The 24398-nt window shown below is 67.5% G+C and carries 27 protein-coding genes; 6 read left to right on the top strand and 21 right to left on the bottom strand.

All coding sequences use genetic code 11. The annotated features are described in order from the left end of the window. The first annotated feature begins 110 nt into the window (after positions 1-110). On the top strand, positions 111-1148 hold the full coding sequence (locus AAFF32_RS18205; RefSeq protein WP_216963531.1) for a type IV pilus twitching motility protein PilT: 1038 nt from the start codon (positions 111-113) through the stop codon (positions 1146-1148). Between the two features lie 130 nt (positions 1149-1278). Beyond that, the gene (locus AAFF32_RS18200; protein WP_216963529.1) at positions 1279-2448 is read left to right on the top strand and encodes a PilT/PilU family type 4a pilus ATPase; all 1170 of its coding nucleotides are present in this window, start codon (positions 1279-1281) and stop codon (positions 2446-2448) included. Positions 2449-2509: 61 nt separating this feature from the next. Here AAFF32_RS18200 and AAFF32_RS18195 read toward each other — a convergent pair whose 3' ends face one another. From AAFF32_RS18195 to AAFF32_RS18180, 4 genes are all read right to left on the bottom strand, one after another. Beyond that, positions 2510-3961 (bottom strand): DUF1254 domain-containing protein, encoded by a 1452-nt coding sequence (locus AAFF32_RS18195; protein ID WP_342315948.1) that lies wholly within the window; start codon positions 3959-3961, stop codon positions 2510-2512. A 40-nt stretch (positions 3962-4001) separates the two neighbouring features. Next, the gene (locus tag AAFF32_RS18190; RefSeq protein ID WP_342315947.1) at positions 4002-5114 is read right to left on the bottom strand and encodes a DUF1254 domain-containing protein; all 1113 of its coding nucleotides are present in this window, start codon (positions 5112-5114) and stop codon (positions 4002-4004) included. 68 nt (positions 5115-5182) lie between these two features. Further along, positions 5183-5752 (bottom strand): DNA-3-methyladenine glycosylase I, encoded by a 570-nt coding sequence (locus tag AAFF32_RS18185; RefSeq protein WP_216963509.1) that lies wholly within the window; start codon positions 5750-5752, stop codon positions 5183-5185. Between the two features lie 162 nt (positions 5753-5914). Next, positions 5915-7615, bottom strand: a complete 1701-nt coding sequence (locus AAFF32_RS18180) for a Zn-dependent hydrolase (RefSeq protein WP_342315946.1) — start codon at positions 7613-7615, stop codon at positions 5915-5917. 85 nt (positions 7616-7700) lie between these two features. Between AAFF32_RS18180 and AAFF32_RS18175 the strand changes: the two genes are divergently transcribed. The 3 genes from AAFF32_RS18175 to AAFF32_RS18165 are packed head-to-tail and all read left to right on the top strand — an operon-like array spanning position 7701 to position 9713. Then, positions 7701-8267 (top strand): YqgE/AlgH family protein, encoded by a 567-nt coding sequence (locus AAFF32_RS18175; protein WP_216963503.1) that lies wholly within the window; start codon positions 7701-7703, stop codon positions 8265-8267. Further along, positions 8267-8758 carry a Holliday junction resolvase RuvX gene (gene ruvX, locus AAFF32_RS18170; RefSeq protein WP_216963500.1) on the top strand — a complete coding sequence of 164 codons (492 nt, stop codon included), beginning with the start codon at positions 8267-8269 and terminating at the stop codon, positions 8756-8758. The genes AAFF32_RS18175 and ruvX overlap by 1 nt, the downstream gene beginning before the upstream one ends. 25 nt (positions 8759-8783) lie before the next feature. Further along, positions 8784-9713: an aspartate carbamoyltransferase catalytic subunit gene (locus AAFF32_RS18165; RefSeq protein ID WP_216963485.1), complete on the top strand. Its 930-nt coding sequence runs from the start codon at positions 8784-8786 to the stop codon at positions 9711-9713. Between the two features lie 215 nt (positions 9714-9928). Here the strand turns inward: AAFF32_RS18165 and AAFF32_RS18160 are convergent, their stop codons facing one another. The 17 genes from AAFF32_RS18160 to AAFF32_RS18080 all read right to left on the bottom strand — a co-directional run bounded on the left by AAFF32_RS18160 (position 9929) and on the right by AAFF32_RS18080 (position 23921). Beyond that, the gene (locus AAFF32_RS18160; RefSeq protein ID WP_216963481.1) at positions 9929-10744 is read right to left on the bottom strand and encodes a prolyl oligopeptidase family serine peptidase; all 816 of its coding nucleotides are present in this window, start codon (positions 10742-10744) and stop codon (positions 9929-9931) included. 88 nt (positions 10745-10832) lie between these two features. Beyond that, positions 10833-12194, bottom strand: a complete 1362-nt coding sequence (mgtE, locus tag AAFF32_RS18155; protein WP_216963478.1) for a magnesium transporter — start codon at positions 12192-12194, stop codon at positions 10833-10835. Positions 12195-12518: 324 nt separating this feature from the next. After that, positions 12519-14246, bottom strand: coding sequence for a phosphoenolpyruvate--protein phosphotransferase (ptsP, locus tag AAFF32_RS18150; RefSeq protein WP_216963475.1), 1728 nt, complete (start codon positions 14244-14246; stop codon positions 12519-12521). Positions 14247-14253: 7 nt separating this feature from the next. After that, the gene (locus AAFF32_RS18145; protein ID WP_216963472.1) at positions 14254-14523 is read right to left on the bottom strand and encodes an HPr family phosphocarrier protein; all 270 of its coding nucleotides are present in this window, start codon (positions 14521-14523) and stop codon (positions 14254-14256) included. An 80-nt stretch (positions 14524-14603) separates the two neighbouring features. Further along, the gene (locus AAFF32_RS18140) at positions 14604-14996 is read right to left on the bottom strand and encodes a PTS sugar transporter subunit IIA (protein ID WP_342315945.1); all 393 of its coding nucleotides are present in this window, start codon (positions 14994-14996) and stop codon (positions 14604-14606) included. A 171-nt stretch (positions 14997-15167) separates the two neighbouring features. Next, positions 15168-15437, bottom strand: a complete 270-nt coding sequence (locus tag AAFF32_RS18135) for a hypothetical protein (RefSeq protein ID WP_216963466.1) — start codon at positions 15435-15437, stop codon at positions 15168-15170. Positions 15438-15497: 60 nt separating this feature from the next. Continuing rightward, entirely contained in the window at positions 15498-15809 is a 312-nt protein-coding gene (locus AAFF32_RS18130; RefSeq protein WP_342315944.1) for an EF-hand domain-containing protein, read from the bottom strand. 167 nt (positions 15810-15976) lie between these two features. Next, positions 15977-16858, bottom strand: coding sequence for an RNase adapter RapZ (rapZ, locus tag AAFF32_RS18125; RefSeq protein WP_216963452.1), 882 nt, complete (start codon positions 16856-16858; stop codon positions 15977-15979). Positions 16859-16889: 31 nt separating this feature from the next. Further along, positions 16890-17840, bottom strand: coding sequence for an HPr(Ser) kinase/phosphatase (hprK, locus tag AAFF32_RS18120; protein ID WP_342315943.1), 951 nt, complete (start codon positions 17838-17840; stop codon positions 16890-16892). Between the two features lie 8 nt (positions 17841-17848). Then, complete coding sequence (locus tag AAFF32_RS18115; RefSeq protein WP_342315942.1) at positions 17849-18349, bottom strand: PTS sugar transporter subunit IIA; 501 nt, start codon at positions 18347-18349, stop codon at positions 17849-17851. A 26-nt stretch (positions 18350-18375) separates the two neighbouring features. Beyond that, positions 18376-18702, bottom strand: coding sequence for a ribosome-associated translation inhibitor RaiA (raiA, locus tag AAFF32_RS18110; RefSeq protein WP_216963443.1), 327 nt, complete (start codon positions 18700-18702; stop codon positions 18376-18378). Between the two features lie 153 nt (positions 18703-18855). Further along, positions 18856-20271, bottom strand: coding sequence for an RNA polymerase factor sigma-54 (locus AAFF32_RS18105; protein WP_216963441.1), 1416 nt, complete (start codon positions 20269-20271; stop codon positions 18856-18858). Between the two features lie 83 nt (positions 20272-20354). Continuing rightward, entirely contained in the window at positions 20355-21074 is a 720-nt protein-coding gene (gene lptB, locus AAFF32_RS18100; protein WP_216963438.1) for an LPS export ABC transporter ATP-binding protein, read from the bottom strand. Then, positions 21074-21565 (bottom strand): lipopolysaccharide transport periplasmic protein LptA, encoded by a 492-nt coding sequence (gene lptA, locus AAFF32_RS18095; protein ID WP_342315941.1) that lies wholly within the window; start codon positions 21563-21565, stop codon positions 21074-21076. The genes lptB and lptA overlap by 1 nt, the downstream gene beginning before the upstream one ends. Before the next feature lie 67 nt (positions 21566-21632). Next, complete coding sequence (gene lptC, locus AAFF32_RS18090; protein WP_342315940.1) at positions 21633-22217, bottom strand: LPS export ABC transporter periplasmic protein LptC; 585 nt, start codon at positions 22215-22217, stop codon at positions 21633-21635. Then, positions 22214-22795, bottom strand: coding sequence for an HAD hydrolase family protein (locus tag AAFF32_RS18085; RefSeq protein WP_216963430.1), 582 nt, complete (start codon positions 22793-22795; stop codon positions 22214-22216). Before AAFF32_RS18085 ends, lptC begins: the two co-directional genes overlap by 4 nt. Before the next feature lie 94 nt (positions 22796-22889). Next, positions 22890-23921 carry a KpsF/GutQ family sugar-phosphate isomerase gene (locus AAFF32_RS18080; protein ID WP_216963428.1) on the bottom strand — a complete coding sequence of 344 codons (1032 nt, stop codon included), beginning with the start codon at positions 23919-23921 and terminating at the stop codon, positions 22890-22892. Positions 23922-24105: 184 nt separating this feature from the next. On the opposite strand from AAFF32_RS18080, the gene AAFF32_RS18075 reads away from it, so the two are divergent. Next, positions 24106-24348, top strand: a complete 243-nt coding sequence (locus tag AAFF32_RS18075) for a BolA/IbaG family iron-sulfur metabolism protein (RefSeq protein WP_342315939.1) — start codon at positions 24106-24108, stop codon at positions 24346-24348. Positions 24349-24398 lie beyond the last annotated feature (50 nt).

The following is a 24398-nucleotide window of genomic DNA, read 5'->3' as shown; positions in this document are numbered from 1 at the left end:
TCTCAGTTCCCGTCGAAAGTGGTGGAAATAAGGCAAGGGGTGAGGGCTATACTGCGGTCCAGGGGTACTTCCGTTCCACCGTTTCACTCCAGCAGTGCAGGGGAGCACGCATGGATATCGCCGAACTTCTGGCGTTCTCAGTCAAGAACAAAGCTTCCGACCTGCACCTGTCCGCCGGCCTGCCGCCCATGATCCGCGTGGACGGCGACGTGCGACGCATCAACATCCCGGCACTGGACCACAAGCAGGTCCACGCGCTGGTGTACGACATCATGTCGGACAAGCAGCGCCGCGACTACGAGGAATTCCTCGAAGTCGACTTCTCGTTCGAGATTCCCGGCCTGGCCCGCTTCCGCGTCAACGCGTTCAACCAGAACCGCGGTGCCGGTGCGGTGTTCCGTACGATTCCCTCGGAAGTGCTGTCGCTGGACGACCTGGGCTGCCCGCCGATCTTCCGCGAGCTGATCGACCAGCCGCAGGGCCTGATCCTGGTGACCGGCCCGACGGGTTCGGGCAAGTCGACCACGCTGGCGGCAATGCTCGATCACATCAACAAGAACGAATACGGCCACATCCTCTCCGTCGAGGACCCGATCGAATTCGTCCACACCTCGCAGAAGTGCCTGATCAACCAGCGCGAGGTGCACCGCGACACGCACGGCTTCAACGAAGCGCTGCGCTCGGCACTGCGCGAAGACCCCGACTACATCCTCGTGGGCGAATTGCGCGACCTGGAAACCATCCGCCTGGCGCTGACCGCCGCGGAAACGGGCCACCTGGTGTTCGGCACGCTGCACACCTCCTCGGCCGCCAAGACGGTGGACCGCATCATCGACGTGTTCCCCGCCGGTGAGAAGCCGATGGTGCGCTCGATGCTGTCCGAATCGCTGCGCGCGGTCATCTCGCAGGCGCTGTTGAAGAAGGTCGGCGGCGGTCGTACCGCGGCGTGGGAAATCATGGTCGGCATCCCGGCCATCCGTAACCTGATCCGCGAGGACAAGGTCGCGCAGATGTACTCGGCGATCCAGACCGGCCAGAACTACGGAATGATGACCCTCGACCAGCACCTGCAGGACCTCGTCAAGCGCGGCCTGATCCTGCGTCCGCAGGCGAAGGAATACGCGAAGGACAAGCGGTTGTTCGAGTGATTCCGGGAGTGGGGATTCGGGATTCGGGATTCGTAAAAGCCGTGGAGCGTGATCGGGTCGGGAAGCACGAGCGTTTGCTCCTGCAAATCCCCTACCCCGAATCTCGAATCCCGGCCCAGGGGAGCAATGCATGAACACCAGCACCAACGGCACCGCGTCCGCCGCCACCGGCGGCAGCATCGACTTCACCTCGTTCCTGAAGCTGATGGCGCATCAGAAGGCTTCGGACCTGTTCATCACCGCCGGCATGCCGCCGTCGATGAAGGTCCACGGCAAGATCGCGCCGATCACGCAGAACCCGCTGACGCCGCAGCAGTCGCGCGACATGGTGCTCAACGTGATGAACCCGCAGCAGCGCGAGGAGTTCGAGAAGACGCACGAGTGCAACTTCGCCATCGGCGTGGCCGGTGTCGGCCGCTTCCGCGTGAGCTGCTTCTACCAGCGCAACCAGGTCGGCATGGTCCTGCGTCGCATCGAGACCAAGATCCCGACGGTCGAAGAACTCAACCTGCCGCCGGTGATCAAGACGCTGGCGATGACCAAGCGCGGCATCATCATCTTCGTCGGCGCGACGGGCACGGGTAAGTCGACCTCGCTCGCGGCGATGATCGGCTACCGCAACCTCAATTCGACCGGCCACATCATCACCATCGAAGACCCGATCGAGTTCGTGCACAAGCACGAGGGCTGCATCATCACGCAGCGCGAGGTCGGCATCGACACCGATAGCTGGGAAGCGGCGCTGAAGAACACGCTGCGCCAGGCGCCGGACGTGATCATGATCGGCGAGGTGCGCACGCGCGAGGGCATGGACCACGCCATCGCCTTCGCCGAAACCGGTCACCTGGTGCTGTGCACGCTGCACGCCAACAACGCCAACCAGGCGATGGACCGCATCATCAACTTCTTCCCGGAAGACCGCCGCCAGCAGCTGCTGATGGACTTGTCCTTGAACCTCAAGGGCGTGGTCGCGCAGCAGCTGATCCCGACGCCGGACGGCAAGGGCCGTCGCGTGGCGATGGAAATCCTGCTGGGCACGCCGCTGGTGCAGGACTACATCCGCGACGGCGAGATCCACAAGCTCAAGGAGCTGATGAAGGAATCCGTGCAGCTGGGCATGAAGACCTTCGACCAGGCCCTGTTCGAGCTGTACCAGGCCGGCGAGATCTCTTACGAGGACGCACTGCGCTACGCCGACTCGCAGAACGAAGTGCGCCTGCGCATCAAGCTCGCCCAGGGCGGCGACGCGAAGACGCTGGCCGCGGGTCTGGACGGCGTGGAAGTGGCGGAAGTGCGCTGAGCCGGACGTTCGCCGGCAGACAAAAAGCCCCGCGATTGCGGGGCTTTTTTGTGGCGCTGCCTCAGCGCGTGGTTTCTAGCGGCGGCCGTGTCCAGGTGCGGTCGATCACCTCGGGCTTGGGGCTGTAGTTGCGCAGGATCGCGTAGAACGGGCCGTCCGGTGCGGGCAGCCAGTTCGCTTCCTTGTCCTTGCCGGGCGATGCATGCTGCAGGTACAGCGTGATTCCGCCGTCGGCGTCGCGCTTGAGCGAACCCAGCATCGGTGAGTTGATGAGATACCGGTTCAACGGATTGTCCACCAGCAGCTTGGTCGGGCCGTCGTACATCGTGATCGACCAGAACGCGTTCGTCGGCGGCAGCCCGTCCTTGGGGAAGCGCAGCGCGTAGTCGTGCCTGGAAGCGTCCAGGGGCTGGCCCTTCGCGTCCACCAGATAGCCCTGGTAATCGGCCTCGGACGCCGAATTGCCATAGATGCCCTGCTTGGCACCGGCGAAGCGGTACAACGCGTTGCCCTTGAGGTGCGCGCGCGTACCGAACATGTCGGCGCTGCGCACCTTGTCGGTGCTCATCTGCGTGGCGGCGAAGTTCTCGAACTCCTTGTTCGCATCACCGATGCCATCCAGCAGGGCCTGGCGCATCGCGTGAGACAGCGCGTTTTCGTCGAACGGCTTGCCCGGCACCACGCCGATCTTCGCCAGCCGATCGCGCAACGCGGCCTCGCTGTCGTCCAGCGGCGCATACGGCAGCAGGAAGGAGAGGTAAGAGAAGAAGCCCACGTCGTTGGCCTTGCGCGCGTCGTACGGCGGGAACTGCACCGCCGGCGGCGCGGCCGGCGCGGGCGTGCCGGCGAAGGCGCTCAGCGGCTGCACCTTGTACTGCGATTGCAGGCGTTTGACGTTGTCCAGGTCCTTGGGATCGAACAGCTGCGTGCGGAACAGCGCGTAGGCGAACGGCGTCTCGGAGCGGATCACCTTGTCGACACCCTTGGGCGTTTCGCCTTTCCAGTCGGGGCCTGCGATGAGGAAGTTGCCCGCCTTGCCCTTCGTCAGCGCCTGGTTGATGTAGTCGAAGTTGAACGTGTACAGGTCGATCAGTTGCACGGAGAAATAGCGCTTGTCGCCCATCGCGGGAATCGACAGCACCAGCGGCTCGGCGCGCAGGTCCATCCACAGGAACGAGTACGGCGTGTCCGAATTCGGCGTGATGATCGCCGTGTCCTTGGGCGTGGCGACGTTGGCCGAATGGCCGATCTGGTTCAGCGGTGCATGGAAGTTGGGCCCGCCCTGGTCGAGGGCCTGCTGGTAGAGCGTCTTGTAGTTCTCCACCAGCGGGTAGCCCCAGATGTACGCGTCCTTGGCGATGGCGCGCGCTTCATCGGCGGTGGGTTCACCGGCTGCCGCCGGTGCGCTGGCCGGCGCGCCGGCAGCGGGCTCCGTCGGGGTCTGGCGGTTGCAGGCAACGAGGGCGAGGCACAACGCGGCGCTCGCGAGGAGCGGCATCGTCAGGCGGTTCATCGGACAACTCCCGGGACGTGGTCGGAGGCGAAACGCGCGGTCAGGACGCGGGCACCGCTTCCGGGAATTTCCACTGGCCGTTGAGCACCTCGGCCCGCGGGCGATACAGGCGAACCAGGTAATTCCAGCCCGGTGTGATCGGCAGGCAGTTGGGGACCTGTCCGTCGCAACCGCCGAACTGGATGCGCACGGAACCGTCGTCGGCCTTCTTCGCCGTGAGGTTGTTGAGCGAGTACGCGTTCTGCGGATTCGGGTCGAAGAATCCCTTGGCGTTGTAGACCGTCACCGACCAGAACCCATCCACTGGCACGTCCTTCACGTCGAGGTGGTAGACGGTGGAGCCGTCGTTCTTCGCCGGCACGAAGTTGAGGTAGGTGGCGTCCTTGGCGGGATTGCCGCCCCATGCTGTGGCCAGGCCGATCAGGCGGCGCACCGGATCCACATCCTTCTTGCTGCCGAACATGTTGTTCTTGTCGGGCAGCGTGTCGCCGAGCACGGTCAGCGCGTCGGTGAGTTTTCCAAGGCTCACGGTGTCCCACTTGGGAACGTCGAACGTGCCGGGACCGCCCGGCTGGCTGATCTTCACCGAATCCTGCAACGCGTGCACGGCCTTCAGGTCTTCCGGGTTGTTCGGATCGACCAGGATGCGCAACGCCGCGAGCGCGTAGCGCGTGCCGATATCGGACTTGCGCAACGTGTAGGTGCCCGGCTTGTAGGCAACCATGTGCGTGTACTGGTCTTCATCGAACACCTGCATGGACATGAAACGCTTGCCCGGGTCCGGCAGCGTGATTGTTACGGGCCCCGCGTCCAGGTCGAACACCGCCGGCGAGTAGAGCGTGTCGCGGTTCTGGCGGATGACGATCTGCTTGTCCAGCGGCGAGAGTTCGCGGAAATGGTTGAACTTGCCGAAGCCGTCCTTCACCACGCCTGCGAAGGCGAGGTCGGTGGCGGCGCGGCCGTAGTTGTCGACCGTGACGGGGACCGAACCGGGCGCGGGCGTCGCCGCCGGTTCGCTGGCCGGCGCTGCGGCCGGCGCGGGTGCCGGTGCGGCGGTATCGGCGGCGGGCGTCGGTGCGGTGGGCGGCTGCTCGCGCTGGCATGCGGCGAGCAGGGTCGAACCGATCAGCAACGCCGGAAGCGAAATGCGCATGGCCGTCCTCCGTGGAAACGAACAGCGGAAATGCGCCCGGCGACGTGGACGGGATGTGAAGGCCTCGCTCAGAGTTTGCGGCGCCAGGCCGGATCCAGCGGCGGCTTGAGCTTGAGGATCGTCTTCTGCGCCGGGCAATCGTCGCGGTGCGCGCCGGGCAGGTAGCCCAGGCTCATCAGGAATTCGTTGGTGATCTCGCCGCCGGTGAAGCGGAAGGTCTTCTTGAACAGCTTGATCCAGCCGGCCTTGTCGCGGCGCTTGCCGGATTCGTCGAGCAGGTGCGCATCGAGCCACTGCGCGAAGCTTCCGTGCGACTTGCGCAACTCGCGGATCACTTGTGCGTTGTGGATCGCCGCATCGACTTTCAGACGGTTGCGGATGATGCCGGCGTCGTTGAGCAGACGCTCGCGATCCTTGTCGCCGTATCGGGCCACCTTGTCGACGTCGAAGCCGTGGTACGCCTTCCGGAATCCGTCGCGCTTGCGCAGCATCGTTTCCCAGCTCAGGCCGGCCTGGTTGATTTCCAGGATCAGGCGCTCGAACAGCACCGCCTCATCGCGTTGCGGGAATCCGTACTCGGTGTCGTGGTACGGGCCGTGGAGCGGGTGGCCGGGGGCGTAGTCGCAGTAGCCGGACATGGCGTTCGGGTTGCCTTCTGGACGAAATGAGTTGCACCGTTCGCCACGAGCGTAGGTGCCAAGCACCGACGTCGAAGGGTGAACGGGCCGGACACCACGCGGGCCCGTTCACCCTTCGACTTCGCGCCTGCGGCGCTACGCTCAGGACGAACGGTGGTCGCGTCAGCGCGCTCGCGTGGAGCGATACTCCTGCAGCCCCAGCGTCTCCAAGCCCTGTTCGAAGCGGATGTCCACCGGAATCTTCGCGTCCTTCAACCGCGCAAGGTCCGCCGCCAGTTCCGGCTTGATCACGCCCATCGTCTCGGTCATGCGCTTGGCCTCGGCATAATCGCCGTCGCCCTGCACGGTGAGCAGCTTGGCGCTGAGCGCGTTCATCGCCTCGCGCATCTTGTCGAAGTCGACGCGGTAGCGGCCGTCGGCGTCGCGAGTGAATGCGCCATGCTCGGCGAAGAAGTTGAAGCGCACCATGTTCGCCTTGCCGTGCGCGTCGCTCGCACCGAAGCGCACCGAACGCAGGATGCCGGCGAGGAAGGTGACGTAGCCGTCCATCAGCTTGCTTTCGTCGAGTTCGCCCTGGCGGCTGAGCGCGTCGATCATGTACAGCCCGAGGATGTCGGCCTTGCCTTCCTCGAAGCTGGAGGCGTACTCCTTCAGCGCCTCGTCCACCGTGCCCTTGCCGTCGAGCGTCTTCTTGATGCCCAGGCCGTGCGCGACTTCATGGAACATCACGTCCTCGAAGAACGCATCGAACGTCACGTGCTTGAGCTGGTCCTTGGCGATGAGCTGGTTGGCGATCGGCACCAGGATGGTGTCGAACTTCGCCTTCATCACGTTCTCCAGCTGCAGGCGGCGCGTGCCCTTCTTCAGCTGCACTTCCTCGTCGTTGGGCAGGTTGATCGCGATGGTCTTGCCGCCGACGTTGGCGTTGCCGCCGTAGTAGACGACCTGGTAGGCGTTGAGGTCGGCGTCGGAGCCGGGCATCTCGGCCTTGTACTTCGCGTCCACCGGCAGGCCCTTCTGCAGCGCGGGCAGGAAGCTGGCGAAGCGCGCGAGCTTCTGGCTCCACTCCACGTCCTTGATCAGCACCAGGCCTTCGTAGGCGGCCTTGTAGCCGAACAACTGATCTTCGTACGTCTCGATCGGACCGATGACGATGTCGACCGGATTGGTCTTCATGTCCATCCAGGCCATGTCGCTGGGGCGGAAGTCGTCGCTCAGCAACGCCTCGGCGCGCATGTTCAGGTAGTTCGCGAACGATTTGTCGGCGCTGAGCGCGGCGGCTTCGCGCAGCAGTGCGGCGATGCGCTCCAGGTCCGCCTTGTAGGCGACGTGGTAGGGCACGGTGACGAGCTTGCCGTTCTCGCGGCGCAACAGCGTGTAGTTGGAGGTCTTGTCGGGCAGTTGCGCCGCTTCGAACTCGGCCTTGGTGATATCGGCCGGATAGAACGGGCCGCCCGGCGGACGCGGGCCTACGCCGTCGATGAAGGGCGTGTCCTCGTTGAGGCGATCCCACGGGCCGAAGTTGATTTCCGCCAGCTCGCGCGTGGCCGCATCGGGTGCGCGCGCCAGCAGCGCGGCGCGGTCGCCTTCCCAGGATTGCTTCCAGTACAGATCGTTGGTGAGCTCGCTGGCTTCCACCAGCTTGGCGATCATGCGCCGGGTGTTCTCGTCGAAGCGCGAGAGATCGGCCTTGAGCGGTACGACGGCGTAATCGCCGGCGTGCGCGGCGGCATACGAGGCCGCAGCGGGGGCGGGCGTGGCAGGCTGCGGGGCCGCTTCGGGCGGCGTGGCGGGCTGGCAGGCGGCGAGGGCGAGGACGGCGAGGCAGGCCAGCCCGAGCGGGCGCGATGGGAACGAGGGCATGGCGGCACGAGGGCAGGGGAAAGTCGCCATCCTACGCCCGCCCGGATGCGGCACGCATCACGCGGCCCGCGATAGAATGCGACCCATGTCCGTAACGCCCACACCTCTGGCCAACCAGCTGCTGATCGCGCTGCCGGCGCTCGCCGATTCCAACTTCGCGCGCAGCGTGGCGTTGATCTGCCAGCACGATTCGGACGGAGCGATGGGCATCGTGGTCAATCGCGCCTCGGAGTACACGCTGGGCGAAGTCCTCGGCCAGATGGGCCTGGAAGGTGGCGACGAGTCCATGCGCGCGCAGCCCGTGCTCGCCGGCGGCCCGGTGCATCCCGAGCGCGGTTTCGTGCTGCACGACGGCGGCATGCAGTGGGATTCCACGATGGCCATCACCGAGCACCTGTTCCTCACCACCTCGCGCGACATCCTGGAAGCGATGGCGCGCGGCGAAGGCCCCGACAACGCGATCGTCGCGCTGGGCTGCGCCGGGTGGGGCTCGGGGCAGCTCGAGCACGAGCTGACCGAGAACGACTGGCTCACCGCACCGGCCGACGCCGAGTTGCTGTTCGAGCTGCCGCTGGATGCGCGCTGGCAGGCTGCCGCCGGCCGCATCGGCGTGGATTTCGCGCACCTGGCCGACTACGCCGGTCACGCCTGATGGCTCCGAGCGACAAGTCCCACATCCGACGCGACGGCACCGTCCTGGGTTTCGACGTCGGCGCGCGTCGCATTGGCGTGGCGGTCGGAAGTGCATTCGGCCACGGCGCGCGCGCGCTGGCGGTGATCGACGTGCACGGCCATGGCCCGGACTGGGCGTCGATCGATCGCCTGCGCAGCGAATGGCGGCCCGACGGCCTGATCGTCGGCGACCCGATGGCGCTGGACGGCGGCGACCAGCCGATCCGCCTGCGTGCGCATGCCTTCGCGCGCGAACTGGCGCAGCGCTACAACCTGCCGGTGGTGCTCGTGGACGAACGCATGAGTTCGATCGAGGCGGCGCAGCGTTTCGCCTCCGATCGCGCCGAGGGCCGCAAACGCCGGCGCGATGCGGAAGCGCTCGATGCCGTCGCGGCCGCGGTCATCATCGAACGCTGGCTTGCCGCACCGGACGAAGCCCTCGACCTTTCCGACCTCAACACTCCGTCTTAGAACACCCGCGCACGCCGCCCACCGCATGAACGCACCGCATACGCATCTCCCGCGCCACCTGCTCACGCTCGACGGCCTCCCGTCCGACGCACTCAACGCGCTGCTGATCCGCGCGCAGGCCTTCGCGGAAGGCCATTACGACCGCCGCGCGCTGGACGGCATCGCCGTGTGCACGCTGTTCTTCGAACCGTCCACGCGCACACGCATGAGCTTCACGCTGGCTGCGCAGCGCCTGGGCGCGGACGTGCTGAACTTCGACGCCTCCACCTCGTCCACGCGCAAGGGCGAGACCGCGCTGGACACGCTGAAGAACCTGGAAGCGATGGGCGTGCGCGGCTTCGTCATCCGCCATCACGACGACGGCGCGGTCGCCGCGCTCTCGCAGCATGTCGACGACGGCACCGTGCTGGTGAACGCCGGCGACGGACGCAGTGCGCATCCCACGCAGGGGCTGCTGGACATGCTCACGCTGCGGCAGGCGAAGGGACGCGATTTCGGAAAGCTGAAAGTCGCCATCGTCGGCGACGTGAAGCATTCGCGCGTGGCGCGCTCGGACCTTCAGGCGCTGCGCACGCTGGGCACGGGCGAGATCCGCGTGTGCGGACCGGCGTCGCTGCTGCCGCAGGATGAAACGCTGTCCGGCTGCGTCGTGTCGCACGACCTCGACGATGCGCTGGACGGCGTGGATGCGGTGATGATGCTGCGCCTGCAACGCGAGCGCATGGAAGAAGGGCTGATCGCTTCGCTCGATGACTATCACCGCGACTACGGCCTGACGGCCACGCGCTTGAAGCGCGCGGCGGGCGATGCGGTGGTGATGCATCCGGGGCCGATCAACCGCGGCGTGGAGATCACCGACGACGTGGCCGATGGTCCGCAGTCGCTGATCCTGCGTCAGGTCACCAATGGCGTGGCGGTGCGGATGGCGGTGCTGGAGGCTTTGCTGAAGGGGTGAGGCGGTTGAGGATGGGCGGTGGGCCCGTCCGTCCTTCGACTTCGCTGCGCTACGCTCAGGACGAACGGTGATTTCGTTCTGCGCGAAAGCGCTCGTCGAATTCCAGCCCGCTCCGTGCCGCACGACAGCCACCGCTCACCGTTCGTCCTGAGCGTAGGCGCGAAGCGCCGAAGTCGAAGGATGGACGGTCCCGCATCCCTCGACTTCGCAGCGCCTCACCGCCGCTGCGCGAACGCCCAGCCCCACAGCTCCGGCGTCGCATACGCCGCATCCCACGCGTTGTGCCCCGCCTCGGCGAACTCGGTGTAACGCACGTTGCCGCCGACCTTGCGCAGCGCTTCGACCATGTGGCGCGACTGGTCCGGCGTCACCACATCGTCCTTCGCGCCGTGGAAGGCCCAGACCGGCATGCGCTGCAGCTTCTGCGCGGCAGCGGTAAACGGATCCGGCGCCAGCGCCACGCTCTCGACCTGCAGATGTTCCTTCAGCGCCGGTGGCTGGGTGACGCCGCCGCAGACGGGCACCAGGGCGGCGAACATCCGCGGCTCCATGATCGCCAGTTCGAACACGCCGTAGCCGCCGCGCGACATGCCGGTCAGCACGATGCGGTCGTCGTCGCCGTTGAACTCATCCACCGAGGCCTCGAGCGCGGCCAGCGCGACGCGCGCCTGCGTGCCGGTCCACGACGTGCCCTCCCGCGCCTGCGGGAAGACGGCGATCGCCGGGAAATCCGCCGCATGCGTGCGCACGTGCGGGCCCAGGCCGACCGCGACCTGCTTCTGGTTGTCGGTGCCGCGCTCGCCCGAACCGTGCAGGAACAGCACCACCGGCGGATGACGGCCGCCCGCCTTCCTGGAGGGCACGAACACCTGGTAGCGATGCGCCGCGCCGTCCACGACCACGCTGCGTTCGACGAAGTAGCCCGGCGGTTCCTCGCGCGGCGTCGTCGCGCAGGCGCCGAGCATCAGGGCCAGCGCCACGACGGCAAGGCGGAACAGGGCAGGGAAGGGGCGGCGGAAGGACGAAGGCATGCGGGACTCCTGGCGACGGCCGGCATGATTGGCGTTCGTCCGGCGCGCTGCAATGGCATGCGTCGCAGATCGCGCGAGTCGCCTGCGTTCAGCGCAGCAGGATGATCGTCGCCAATCCGAGGAAGGTGAAGAAACCCATCACGTCGGTCACCGTCGTCAGGAAGATGCCCGACGCCAGCGCGGGGTCGTAGCCGGCTCGCTTGATCGCCACCGGCACCAGCACGCCCGCCACCGCGGCGAAGAACAGGTTGGCGGTAAGCGCGACGCCGATGACCAGCGACAAGCCGAAGCTGTGGAACCAGATGAGCACGATCAGCGCCAGCAGGCTGCCCAGCACCAGCCCGTTGAGCAGGGCGACGCGGACTTCCTTCCAAAGCAACGTGCGCACGTTGGCCGCGCCCACCTGGCCCAGCGCCAGGCCGCGCACCATCAGCGCCAGCACCTGCGTGCCGGCGTTGCCGCCCATGCCGGCGACGATGGGCATCAGCACGGCCAGCGCCACGAGCTTATCGATGGTGTCGGCGAACTCGCCCACCACGCTGGCGGCGAGGAACGCGGTGCCCAGGTTGATCGACAGCCAGATCAGGCGACGGCGCATCGCGCGCCACACCGGGCTGAAGAGGTCTTCGTCCTCGTCCAGGCCGGCGGCGCTCAATGCCTGGTGCTCGGCCTGGCTGCGGATGATGTCGACGACGTCGTCGATGGTGATGCGGCCGAGCAGGATGTTGTTGTCGTCCACGACCGGCGCGCTGAGCCAGTCGTGGTCGGAGAACTTGCGCGCGACTTCGTTCGCCGACTCTTCCACGTCGATGGCCGGTTGCTCGTCGTCGATCAGCTTGTTGATCGGCGTGCCCGGCTCGTGCGTGAGCAGCGCGGCCAGCGCGATGCGCCCCAGGTACTGGTGGCGGCGGCTGACGACGTACAGGTGGTCGGTGTGCTCGGGCAGCTCGCCGCGCAGGCGCAGGTAGCGCAGGACGACGTCGATGGTGGTGTCGGCGCGAACCGTCACCACGTCGGGGTTCATCAGGCGGCCGGCGGTGTCCTCCGGGTACGACAGCACCTGTTCGAGCCGTTCGCGGTTCTCGCGGTCCATCGACTTGAGGACTTCGTCGATGACCGTGTCGGGCAGGTCCTCGACCAGGTCGGCGAGGTCGTCGATGTCCAGGTCTTCGACGGCCGCGACGATTTCGTCGGGGTCCATCTCGGCCAGCAGGCTTTCGCGCACTTCGTCGCCGACGTGCACCAGCACTTCGCCGTCGTCCTCGGCGTCGACCAGGCCCCAGACGATGGTGCGCTTGGCCGGCGGGAGCGATTCGAGGAGGTTGCCGATCTCGGCGGGCGAGAGCGTGTTGACCAGCCGGCGCACGGGCCCCAGACGACCGCTGTCGAGCGCGTCGGAAAGCAGGCGCAGCTGGCGTGCGGTCTTGTCGTGGCGGACGGCTTCGGCCATGCGGGGCTTCCGGTGGCGCGTCGAGCCGGACTGGCACGACAGGGTCAGGCGTTCATGGCGCGCATTATCGCCCTGATCGTTGGGGATGCCCACCCCTTTGGGTTGTGGGATTTCAGATTTGGGAATCGGGAATTGGGAATCGCAAAGGCGCGGAGGGTTGCCTTTAGCTGTCCATCCCCACGAAGGCGGGGATCCAGGCTTGCGTGCCTCACCGCTGACGTAGGCCGGAATGTCGTCGGATCCGTGGATTCCCGCCTACGCGGGAATGCCATGCTCTTGCGATTCCCGATTCCCGATTCCCGATTCCCGATTCCCGATTCCCGATCACGCCACCGTCGGCGCGTTCTCCGCGATCCACGCCTCGATCGCGGCGCGGTCACGCGCGCGCAGCAGGGTCGGCGCGCGCGCCTGCAATTGCGCGAGGTCGCAGTGGCGGATCGTGCGCCGCAGCTCCAGCAGCGTGGCGGGGTGCAGGCTGAACTCCGTCAGGCCCAGCGCGAGCAGCATCGGCGCGAAGTGCGGATCGCCGGCCATCTCGCCGCACACGGCCACCGGCTTGCCACGCTTCTGGCCCAGGTGGATCACGCTGCGGATCAGGCGGATCACCGCCGGATGCAGCGGCGTGTAGAGATCGATGAGCGCCTCGTTGTTGCGATCGGCGGCGAGCAGGTACTGGACGAGGTCGTTCGTGCCGATGGAGAGGAAATCCACGCTGCCGATGAAGGTGGGCAGTGCGACCGCCGCGGCGGGCACTTCGATCATCGCGCCCAGCGGAACGCTGTCGGCGATTTCGTGCCCCTGTTCGCGCAGCTGCGCCGTGACGCGCTTGAGCGTGGCACGGACCGAGCGGACTTCCTCGCGCGTGCTGATCATCGGCAGCAGGATGCGCACCGGCCCGTAACCCGATGCCCGCACCAGTGCGCGCAGCTGTGCTTCCAGCAGGCCCTCGCGCGCCAGCGACAGGCGCACGCCGCGCAGCCCCAGCGCCGGGTTGGGCTCGTCGCGCAGCGCAAGGCCGGTGCGGTCGGCCTTGTCGGCCCCCAGGTCCAGCGTGCGGATCGTCACCGTGCGACCGGTCATGCCGAGCACGACGTCGCGGTAGACGCGGAACTGCTCTTCCTCGTCCGGCAGCTCGTTGCGTTGCAGGAACAGGAACTCGGTGCGGTACAGGCCCACGCCGGCCGCGCCGAGCGCGTGGGCTTCGGCCACGTCCTCGCGCGATTCGGCGTTGGCGTAGAGCTTGATGTCGGCGCCGTCGAGCGTGCGCGTGGGCTCGCGGCGAAGGCGGTGCAGCTGTTTGCGCTCGCGCGCCAGTTCGCGCACGCGGGCGCGATGCGCGCGCAGGTCGGCGGCATCGGGTTCCAGGATCACGCGGCCGCTGGTGCCGTCGACCGCGAGCACATCGCCGTCGTTGATCTTCTGCATCGCCTGCGCCGCGCCGACCACCAGCGGCAGGTGCAGGCTGCGCGCGAGGATCGCGCTGTGCGAGAGCACGCTGCCGGAGGCGATGACGATGGCCATCACGCCCTGCGCCTGCAATTGGGCGATCTCGGCCGGAGCGACGTTGTCGGTCACCAGGATTTCGCCGGCCACGCCCGGCATGGCCGCGTCGCGACGATGCAGCGCGGCGTGGATGCGGCCGATGACCTGGTCGATGTCGTCCACACGGCTGCGGAAATAGGCGTCGTCCATGTTCTGGAACACGGAGGCGATGCGGTCGCGTTGCAGGCGCAGCGCGTAGTCGGCCGAATAACGGCCCTTGCGGATCAGTTCGTCCAGGCCCTGCAGCAGTTCCGGATCGTCCAGAAGCAGGCTGTGCAGGTCTAGGAATTCGCCGACCTCGTGCGCCAGTGCGCCGTGCAGGCGCTCGCGCAGGGCGAACATCTCCTCGCGCACGGTGGCGATGGCCGTGTGCAGGCGCTTGATCTCGCCTTCCACGCGCTTGGCCGGGATGTGCTCCTCGGCAACCTCCAGGGCATGGGGCAGGCGGACACGGGCGCGACCGAGTGCGCTTCCGCGCGATGCGCCATGTCCGGTGAACTCCTGCCTCATCCGCGCCTCAGCTGTCTTCGTCGAAACGCCGTTCGAACAGCGACACCACCGCCTGCGCGGCGTGGTCTTCGTCCTCGCCTTCCACGCGCAGCTTCACCTGCGTCCCCTGGCCGGCGGCGAGCAGCATCACGCCCATGATGCTCTTGGCGTTCACTTCGCGGCCCTTGGCGGTGAGCGTGGCGCTGCTGCGATAGGCGGACAGCGTCTGGACGAGTTTGGCCGTGGCCCGCGCGTGCAGGCCCAGACGATTGGTGACCGTCAGGTCGTGCTCGATCATCGCCGCATCCTCCGGGCCGACTGCCGCGTCCGCTTGTCCATTGCTCCACTCATGCTCTGTCCACTTCGGGCCGACCGCAGTCAGGCCTCATCCACGATCACGCCGTTGCGGGCCCCTGCGGCGGCGACCGCCGGCAGTTCGTCCAGGCCCAGGTCGGCGTAGTTCATTACCCGCAACAGCATCGGCAGGCTCACCGCCGATACGCGGCGCACCGGCGTGCCCAGCCGGGCGACCTTGGCCGCCAGGTTGCTGGGCGTGGCGCCGTACAGATCGGTCAGCACCAGTACGCCGTCACCGCGGTCCACCCTGCGCAGCGCCGCGCTGGCCTGCGGCAGCAGTGCGTCGGGATCTCCCTCGAACGGCACCTCGAATGCCTCGGTATGCAGCGGCAGCTGGCTCAACAGCCGACGCGCCACCGCGACCAGCGCGGTGCCGATGCCTTCGTGGGTGATGAGGAGGATGCCGACGGCCATGCCGCCAACTTAACAGGTCCGGGTGACGGCCCGGAAGCAGAAATCGAGCCCCGGGAGGCGAGTCGTGCGCGTGCCTGTGCGGTTGGCCGAGCGCGGTCACAGAATGCGGCTGCGCAAAGGAAACGGCCCGCTCGAGCGGGCCGTTTCGGGGAGTGGGTCAGGGCGCGAGGATCACGTACGCGGCGGGGTGGTTTGATCCTGCGGCGGGGGCTGCTCGCCTTCGGCCGGGGGCGGCGTGGTGGGCGGCGTCGTGGTGTCCGTCGGGGGCATGGTGGTCTCCGGCGGAGGCGGGGTCGGTTCCGGCGGCGGCGCGGTGTCGGCCGGCGGAGGCGGTGCGACCGTTTCGGTCTCCGTCTTCTGGCAGCCGGCCAGGGCCAGCGTCGAGGTGATCAGGACCAGCGCCAGCGCGGCGGTGAGTCGATGGATGCCGTGGTGGTTCATGGGGACTCCTCTGCTAGGGAAGGGTGAGGTGCGCGAACCGTCGTGGTCGCCGCGGATGGATCAGCGTGGCGGACTGGATTCGGAACTCGCGTGGCCCGCGGCGAACTCGGTCGCCGACAACTGGCCGTCGCCGTCGCGATCGACCTGGGCGAAGTGACTGGTGAGGCGTGCGTCCGCGGCGGCTTCGTCCTTGCTCACCTTGCCATCGGCATTGACGTCGAGGTCGGCGAAGCTGAGCGCGCGCGGTGTGGTGTCGGTGGTGCTGCCGGTGGGCGGCGGGGTCGGTGTCGGTCGTTCGGTCTTCTGCGCGAGGGCAGGTGACGCCGCGAGCACACCGGCCAGCGCGAGCATCAGGGTGGAAGTCGTTCGCATTGCACACTCCTGCGGATGGCGCATGAGGCAGCGCAACCCGACCGTAGCCGTCCAGGCGCAAGGCGTGTGCAAGCGTGGTGCAAAAATTTCGTGAGTCGGCGCGATATGGCCGGCCGAGTCAGGACGCGTTCACCGCGCGCGTCGCGATACCGTGAAGGCGCGGTGCCTCAGTCCAGTTCGCGATGATGCACGGCAACTTCATCCCAACCCTGCGAACGCGCGTGTTCGGCGAAGCGTTCGGCCAGGTACACCGAGCGATGTCGACCGCCCGTGCAACCGAAGGCGATGGTCGCGTAGCTGCGCGTGCTGTCCACGTGCAGGCGCGGCAGCCAGGTATCGAGGAACTGGCGGATCTGCTCGAAGAACAGATTCACGTCGGCCTGCGAACCCAGATAGTCGCGGATCGCCGCGTCGCGTCCGGAGAGCGGGCGCAGCACCGGATCCCAGTGCGGGTTCGGCAGCGCGCGTGCGTCGAACACGAAGTCGGCGTCGGCCGGCACGCCGCGGCGGTAGGCGAAGGATTCGAACAGCAGCGACATGCCGGTGTCGCCGCCGATGCCGAACTCGGTCAGCACCTGCCGACGCAGCTGATGCACGTTGAGGCTGCTGGTGTCGACGACGGCGTCGGCGATGGAGCGCAGCGGCTTGAGCACCTGGCGTTCCAGCGAGATCGCATCGGCCAGCGACAGGCCCAGGTGGCTCAACGGGTGACGGCGGCGCGTGTCGGCGTAGCGCTTGAGCAGGGTTTCATCGCCTGCGTCGAAGAACACCAGGCGCGGGTCCAGGCCCAGCGCGCCCACGGCCGACAGCCACTCGGGGATGTTGCTCAGATCGCTGTGGCGGTTGCGCACGTCGATGCTCACGGCCATCTTCGCCGGCACGCCGTCGTCGGCGCGCTGCACGCTGGCGACGAACTGCGGCAGCAGATCGGCCGGCAGGTTGTCGACGCAGAAGTAGCCCAGGTCCTCGAAGGTGCGCAGGGCCACCGACTTGCCGGAGCCGGACATGCCGCTGACGATGACGAGAGTGGAGTTGGACGGTTCGCTCATGGCGCGATGGGCGGAAGGTGGCGTGGGCGGCTTATGCGTCGCCGTGTTCGAGGAAATTGCTGTGACGCGCGATGAACGCCGCGGCCGGGTCGAGCCCCTTCATGCGCAGGCTGTGCAGGCGCGTGGCCGCTTCGGTCAGCACGGCCAGGTTGCGGCCGGGCATGACGGGCAGGGTGATCATCGGCACGTCCAGGTCCAGCACGCGACGCATCCCGCTGTCGCCGGTGAGCCGTTCCATGCCCATGGGCTTGGGCTCGGTCATCGGCTTGGCCAGATGCACGATCAGGCGCAGGTACTTGTTGTTCTTCACCGCCGTGTCACCAAACATCTGGCGGATGTTGAGCACGCCCAGGCCGCGCACTTCCAGCAGGTCCTGCAACATTTCCGGGCAGGTGCCGTCGAGCACGTCCGGCGCGATCTGGGTGAACTCCGGCGCGTCGTCGGCGACCAGGCGGTGGCCGCGCGTCACCAGCTCAAGTGCGAGTTCGCTCTTGCCCGAACCGGATTCGCCGGTGATGAGCACGCCGATGGAGTAGATCTCCATGAAGACGCCGTGCAACGTCACGCGCGGGGCCAGCGTGCGCGCGAGGTGGTATTGCAGGTGGTTGAGCAACTCGTGCCCGCGCCGCGGCGAGACCCATAACGGCGTGTAGCTTTCCTCGGCCGCGATGCGCAGATCCTCCGGGCAGGTCTGGTCCTTGCTGATGACCAGTGCCAGCGGGCGGAACTGCATGATCTTCTCGATCGTCTCCCAGCGCAGACGTGGTTCCAGCGCGTCGAGCCACGCCAGTTCCTCGGTGCCCAGGATCTGCACCTTGTTGGGATAGATCGCGTTGAGGTAACCGGCCAGCGACGGTCGGCGCGCGACCGTGTTCACCGATTCGAGGATGCGGCGGTCGCCCTTCTGTCCGGCCAGCCAGCGCAGGCCCAGACGATCGCGTTGTTGTTCGAACAGTTCCCCTGCGCTGATGCTGGTGCTCATCCAGGTCCTCAGGCGGCGCAGGGAAGGAAATCGGGGCCGGGGCCGGCCAGGGTGCGTCGGAGCTGGCCCGCATCGCGCGCCTCGCGCAGCGCCGCACGGTAGTCGGCATCGGCGAAGCGTTCGGCGATTTCGGCCAGGCGGCGCAGTTGCCCGTCGATGTCGTGCTCGGGCACCAGCAGCGCGAGGATCAGGTCGACCGGTCGGTCATCGGCGGCACCGAAATCAACCGGATGCTCCAACCGCAGGAACGCCGCGCGGCATTCGTCCAGATCGGCGACGCGGGCATGCGGAATCGCCACGCCGAAGCCGAATGCGGTGCTGGCGCGCGCCTCGCGCTCGCGCAGTGCGAGCGCGATGGCGGCGCTGTCGAAGCCGTCCGCCAACAGCCATGCCGCCGCATCGAGCGCGCGCGCGTGCGGCTTGCCGTCCTCATCGGACGCGCTCGCCTCTATCGCGTGACCATCGAGGATGGCGACACGCGCGCGGTTCAATAGATCGTGCAGCGGCATGGTGTTGTGGCGGGGTGGGGCGTGCGTCAGCCGAAGCTGTCGCTGCGTGCGGCGCTTTCGCCGCGATGGTGATCGACGACCTTGCTGCGATGCTCGCGCAGCAGGCGGTCGAGCTTGTCGGTGAGCAGGTCGATCGCGGCGTACATGTCGATCGCCTGGGCATCGGCCACGAGCGTGCGGCCTGCAAGGTTGACGGTGGCCTTGGCCCGGTGGTTCGGTTTCTCGAGGCTCAGCTGGGCGCGCACGTCGAAGGGTTGTTCACAATGACGTTCCAGTCGCGAGAGCTTGCTTTCCACGTAATCCCGCAGGGCGGGGGTTACCTCGATCTGCTGACCGTAGGTTTCGATACGCATCGGAGACCTCCTTTACGTCGCGACGGGAAGACAGGATGGCACGCCCGGTGCGTTGCGCAAGGGGCGAACGTCCGCAGTTTGGAGGATCCGGACAGAACGCATTGATCCGGCAAGGTTTCGTCCGCAACTTCTTCACGCAGGTGTTTCGTTTTCCTAACCGATTCTTACGCGGTCCTGCGAGGAGGGGATGCTCATCGCCTCGCGGTACTTGGCGACGGTGCGGCGCGCAACCGGCACGCCCGTGGCCTTGAGCGTTTCGGCCAGGCGGGCGTCGGAGAGCGGCTTGCGCGGGTTCTCCGCCTCGATCAGGCGCCGGATCATGGCCTGGATCGCCGTGCTGGAGGCCTCGCCGCCGGCGCCGGTGTCGATGCCCGACGCGAAGAACGCACGCATCGGCACGGTTCCACGCGGCGTTCGCGCGTATTTGCGGGCGATCGCGCGTGAAACGGTGGATTCGTGCAGGCCGACTTCGGCCGCCACCTCGCGCAGCGTCAGCGGGCGCAGCGCGCTGTCGCCGAACTCCAGGAACGCCGCCTGCTGCTTGATCAGGCAGCGCGCCACCTTGATGAGGGTTTCGCCCCGCGCTTCCAGGCTCTTGAGCAGCCAGCGCGCTTCCTGCAGGTGGCCGCGCAGGTAGCTGGCGTCGGTGCCGCTGGCGTGGCGGAGCATGTTCTCGTAGCCGCGGTGGATGGAGATGCGCGGGCGCATGCCGTCGGCGAGCGCGACGCGCCACAGCCCGTGCTGGCGCCAGATCACCAGGTCCGGGGCGATGTAGGTGTCGCTGGCGATCGCGCCGATCTGCGCGCCGGGGCGCGGATCGAGCGAACGCAGCAGCTGCACGGCCGTTTCGGCCTCGCCCAGATCGAGTTTGAGTTCCGCCGCAAGGCCCGCCACGCCGATGCGCGGCAGGCGTTCCAACGGGCCATTGGCCAGCTGATGGGCCAATGCCTTGCCCGGGGTCTCGGGCGTGAACTGGGCAAGCTGGAGGCGCAGGCATTCGCCCAGCGAGCGCGCGCCCACGCCGACGGGATCGAACTGCTGCACCTGGTGCAGCACGGTCGTGAGCTCCTCCACGGAGCAGTCGAACGTCTCCGCCAGCGAGGCGGCGATGGACTCCAGCGGCTCGCGCAGGTAGCCGTCGTCATCGATGGATTCGATCAGGGCGACGCCGAGCGAGCGATCGCGCGCGGAGAGCGGGCTCAGGTGCAACTGCCACAGCAGGTGATCGTGCAGGGTGTCCGACTCGGCGACCTGCTCGGCGATGGGCGTCTCTTCCTCGTTGTCGGACGGGCCCAGGCGTTCGTACCAGGGCTCGCCGTCGGTGGTCCATTCGGCCTCCGGCGGCAGGTGCTCGGTTTCGGCGCCGTTGCCGGGCTGTTCGCCGCCGGACTCGCCGTTGGAGACGCTGATCGCGGTCTCGGTCCAGTCCAGCAGTGGATTGCTCTCCACCGCTGCGGCCAGTTCAGCCTCAAGCTCCACAGCAGACAATTGCAGCAGGCGGATCGCCTGACGCAACTGCGGTGTCATCACCAGCTGTTGTCCAAGTGCGGCTTGAAGACGCGGTTTCATTGTCGAAGGCCAACGCGACCAGGGGGAACCGACGGCCGCTGCGCTCTGGACGTGCGGAATTTCCGCACCCTTCGACTACATCCTTACAGCCGGAAGGTCTCGCCCAGGTACACGCGGCGTACATCGGGGTTCGCTAGCAACGCATCCGGAGCACCCTGCGCCAGAACGCCGCCTTCGTTGAGGATATACGCCCGATCGCAAATGCCCAAGGTTTCGCGGACGTTGTGATCGGTAATGAGCACGCCGATTCCCCGATTCTTGAGGTGGCGCACGATCCGCTGGATCTCGCCGACCGAAATCGGGTCCACGCCGGCGAAGGGTTCGTCGAGCAGCATCAGGCGCGGACGCGCGGCCAGGGCGCGTGCGATTTCCACGCGACGGCGCTCGCCGCCGGACAGGCTCGCGCCGATCTGGTCGGCGACATGGCCGACCTGCAGTTCGTCGAGCAGGCTTTCCAGTTCGCGGTCGCGGCCGTGACGGTCCAGGTCCTCGCGCAGCTCCAGCACCAGGCGGATGTTGTCCGCCACGGAGAGCTTGCGGAAGACCGAGGGTTCCTGCGGCAGGTAGCCCACGCCGTACTTCGCGCGTGCGTACATGGGCTCGGAGGTGATGTCCTTGCCGTCCAGGACGATCTGGCCGGCGTCGGCCGGCACCAGGCCCACGATCATGTAGAAGCAGGTGGTCTTGCCGGCACCGTTGGGGCCGAGCAGGCCGACCACCTCGCCGGCGTCCAGGGTCAGTCCGAAGTCCTTGACCACCTCGCGCGCACGGTAAGCCTTGCGCAGGCCCTGGGCGACCAGCATCAGCCGCCCCCCTGGGTGTTCTTGGGAATGATGCGGATCTTCACGCGGCCCGCGTCCTGTCCGCCGCCCTGCACCTGGCCGGTCTTCATGTTGTACACCACGCGTTCGCCGGCGATGGAGCCGGAAGGCTGGCGGATGTTCACGCCGCCGGTGAAGACGACGATCTCGCTCTTGAGGTCGTAATCCACTTTCTTGGCGACCGCGTCCATCTGCTTGCCGTCGTCCAGTTCCTGCTTGAGCGTCACCGGCGCGCCGGTCAGCACCGCACGCACGGGCTCGCCGTCGCGCGAGGTGATCACGGCCTGGTTGGAGCGGATGTCGAGCGTGCCTTGCGTGATGATCACGCCGCCGCTGAGCGTGGTCGGGCGGCTGTCGTCCATCGAGTAGTCGCTGTGGCCGGCATCGATGTCCATCGGCTTGTTCCGGTCGGACGTGCGCGCCAGGGCCAGGGCCGGCGTCAGGGCGAGCACCAGTGCGAGACTGAGAAACATCCGGACGTGTATGGGCGTTTCGCGAACGCGGCGCCGCTGGATCGCGCGCGCATGCGCCAGACACTCGCTATGGAGCAGCACGTTCATATCGGGCCTTGACGTCGTTCTGAAGGATGATGCGCTTGGCATCGAGGTCGGCTTCGAGGCCACGGCCGTTCAGTATAAGGCCCGGCTGCGTGAGCGTTACCTGGGCGGACGACGTGGCCCGCCGGGCGTCGGGGAAAACGTTCAGTTCCTCGGTGACCACGCGGATCGGCTTGCCGTCGGCGTTGGTGCTTTCGGCCTTGACGCCGCCGCGCAGGCGCACTTCGTCGCCCTTCTCGCTGACCCAGCCGGTCTGCGAGCGGATGTCCCACGGCGAGGCCTGGCTGCCTTGCTTCGGCGGAAGGTGGAAGACCGGCGTGGCGATCTGCATCGTCCTCACATCCGGGTCGCGTTCCAGGCGCGGCGCGTTGAGCGTGAAGGCCTCGTGGCCTTCCTTGTCTAGCACGCTGACCTGGAAGTCGTGCAGCACGTAGTCCGGACGCTTGCCGACCGGGCCAGTCGGGCCACCGCGATCGCGCTGCTGCCACATGAGCCAGCCGCTAAGCAGCGCACCCACCATGAGCACGACCGTGAGCACGGCGCGCCAGTTCATCTGACCCCAGTTCATGCGTTGCCTTCCACGCGCACGCCTTCGACACGCAGCAGATCGGCGAGCAGCGGCTCGGCATGCCCCTGCGCGGCCAGCAGCAGATCGCAGAATTCGCGCACGGCGCCGTGGCCGGCGCGCGCGCTGGTGCGCCAGTGCACGCGTTCGGCGACCCAGCGGTGCGCATCGGCCGGCGCGACGGCGAAGCCGGTCTGCAGCATCACGCGCAGGTCGGCCAGGTCGTCGCCCATGAAGGAGACCTGGGAAATGTCAACGCCCATGCGTGTGGCGATCTCCTGCACGCAGGCGAGCTTGTCCTTCACGCCGACATGGACCTCGGTGATGCCCAGGTCCGCGCCACGGCGCTTGGCGATCGGCCCGCCGCGCGCGGTGATGAAGGCCACCGCGATGCCGACCTTGCCCAGCAGCGTGAGGCCTTGCCCGTCGTGGACGTGGAACGCCTTGAGTTCATTGCCCTCGCCATCGAAATACAGGCGACCGTCGGTCAGCGTGCCGTCCACGTCGAAGCAGGCCAGGCGGATGCGCGAGGCGCGTTCGCGGACATCGGCGGGATAGTCGTTGAGGTGGCTGTAGGGCATGGGATTGGGATTCGAGATTCGGGATTCGGGATTCGCAAGAACGGGTATCTCCTGGGGGATTGGAATCCCCGATCCCCAGTCCGAATCCCGGTCTTTAAACCACCCGCGCGCGCAACAGGTCATGAATGTTGAGGGCACCGACGAGGCGTCCCTCTCCATCCACGACCAGCAGGCCGCTGATCTTGTGCGCTTCCATCAACTGCGCCGCTTCCACCGCCATCGCATCGCAACCGATGGTCTTGGGCGAACGGGTCATCACTTCGGCGATGCGCGTGCCGCGCAGGTCGACGCGGTCGTCGTCGAGCGTGCGGCGCAGATCGCCGTCCGTGTACAGGCCGAGCAAGCGATCGTCCGCATCGACCACGGCGGTCATGCCCAGACGCTTGCGGCTCATTTCCACCAGCGCTTCGCTGACGCTGGCGTCGGCCGTCACGCGGGGAATGTCGTCGCCGGAATGCATGATGTCGGCGATGTGCAACAGCAGCCGGCGGCCCAGCGCGCCGGCCGGGTGCGAGCGGGCGAAGTCGTCGGCGGTGAAGCCGCGCGCGTCCAGCAGCGCGACGGCGAGGGCGTCGCCCATCGCCAGCGAAGCGGTGGTGCTGGACGTCGGCGCCAGCGCGAGCGGGCAGGCTTCGGCGGGCACGCTGACGTCCAGGTGCACGTCGGCTTCGCGCGCCAGCGAGGAGTTCGGCCGGCCCGTCATCGCGATCAGCTTGTTGCCCTGCCGCTTGAGGCCGGGCAGCAGCATGAGCACTTCATCGCTCTCGCCGGAGTAGGACAGGGCGAGCACGATGTCGACGTCGGTGATCATGCCCAGGTCGCCGTGGCCGGCTTCGCCCGGGTGCACGTAGAAGGCGGGCGTGCCGGTGGAGGCCAGCGTCGCGGCGATCTTGCGCGCGATATGGCCCGACTTGCCCATGCCGGTGCAGACCACGCGGCCCTGCGAGGCGAGGATCAGGCGGCAGGCCGCGCTGAAGTCGCCGTCGATGCGCGCGGCGACGGCGGAGAGCGCCTGTGCTTCGATCTCGAAGACGCGGCGGCCGCTCGCGGCCAGGGTGGCCGGGTCGTCGGCGTATGCCTGGGCGTGGACGGGCGAGGCGGGCGAGGTAAAGGGGATGCTTGCCATGGGGCGTGCCATTTCGGACCGGGGGCCTTTCCGTTAGGCTAATCCATCCATTTTAGGCGGTCTGGCCGGCAAAAGCCCGTCAACGACGGATCCCGCCACCGGCGTGCGGGGCGCAGGACGCGCGGCGCACGAATCAAGCCCCCATCTTCCCCCCCGAGTTCCGCGTCCCGAGGCTGTTTCCCCCGTGAACCCCGACATCATCCGCCAGCTGATCGAACAAGGCCTGCCCGGCGCGCACGCCGACGTGCGCGGCGACGACGGCGTGCATTTCGAAGCCACCGTCGTGGCCGACGCCTTCCGCGGCAAGCTGCCGCTGGCGCGCCACCGCCTGGTCTACGCCACGCTGGGCGAACGCATGGGCGGCGAGATCCACGCGCTGGCGCTGAAGACGTTGACGCCCGAAGAAGCCGGGATTCGGGATTCGTGATTCGGGATTCGCGCAAGCGATGCCCGTAGCCGAAGCCCACGAATTCCTTT

The organism is Lysobacter sp. FW306-1B-D06B, from assembly GCF_038446665.1.
In the GTDB taxonomy this organism is placed as follows: Bacteria; Pseudomonadota; Gammaproteobacteria; order Xanthomonadales; family Xanthomonadaceae; genus Lysobacter_J.
The sequence above is the reverse complement of the archived record's forward strand: the minus strand, read 5'-3'. Positions and strand labels throughout refer to the sequence as shown.